General features: G+C 39.8%; 1 protein-coding gene. It reads right to left on the bottom strand.

What is annotated here, in order from left to right; genetic code table 11:
* Positions 1-98 precede the first annotated feature (98 nt).
* Positions 99-653: Crp/Fnr family transcriptional regulator (locus R2S08_RS28820; RefSeq protein WP_316838353.1), on the bottom strand; the 555-nt coding region annotated here is incomplete at its 5' end.

The following is a 653-nucleotide window of genomic DNA, read 5'->3' as shown; positions in this document are numbered from 1 at the left end:
GTAACCGAGATGCGTAATATTCATAATAGAGTTAATTAATTTGATCTACCTAAAGATCGGCAGCTAAAACAACATTAACTCCGTTATTTTCCGGAATTTCATGACTTTTTATTCGGCAACAGACCTTTTTTGATCAAAAAAGTACGGGTATGCTGCAAATTATCCACAGACATATGCAGATAACTGCCAATGTGATGGTCCTTGATGATTTTACCGGGAGGTAATAACTCCGGATTTGCCCTGTAAAAATGAAGCACACTCTCCTCTCCACCTTTACGGATCATTTCATCACGCAGTACTTCCTTGTTCTCAAAACCCGCAACAGTTAAGCGAGCAAGTTCCTCCATATCCGGAATGGTCTGGTAACCAATTTGCATTTGTGCATACGTAACTTCTATCACCAGCGCATCCCTATAGATCCTCAAATAATATCTGGAGGGCCGAGCATTCATAAAACTACTTCCAGCCACAATTTCGCCCGCACGGTAAATTTTCAATACATGCTCATTTCCGGCCTCATCAATATAGTAAGCCATTATAAAACCACTTACAATAAAATAAGCTTTATCAATCACATCGTCCTGCAGGTGAATGTCATGAGTTGCAAGGCAAATTCTTGAAATCATTACCGCAGCTAAATAAGGTTCCAGATC

It is taken from the genome of Pedobacter nutrimenti (genome assembly GCF_032678445.1).
Classification (GTDB): Bacteria; Bacteroidota; Bacteroidia; order Sphingobacteriales; family Sphingobacteriaceae; genus Pedobacter; species Pedobacter nutrimenti_A.
This window is presented reverse-complemented; position numbering and strand designations above follow the sequence as displayed.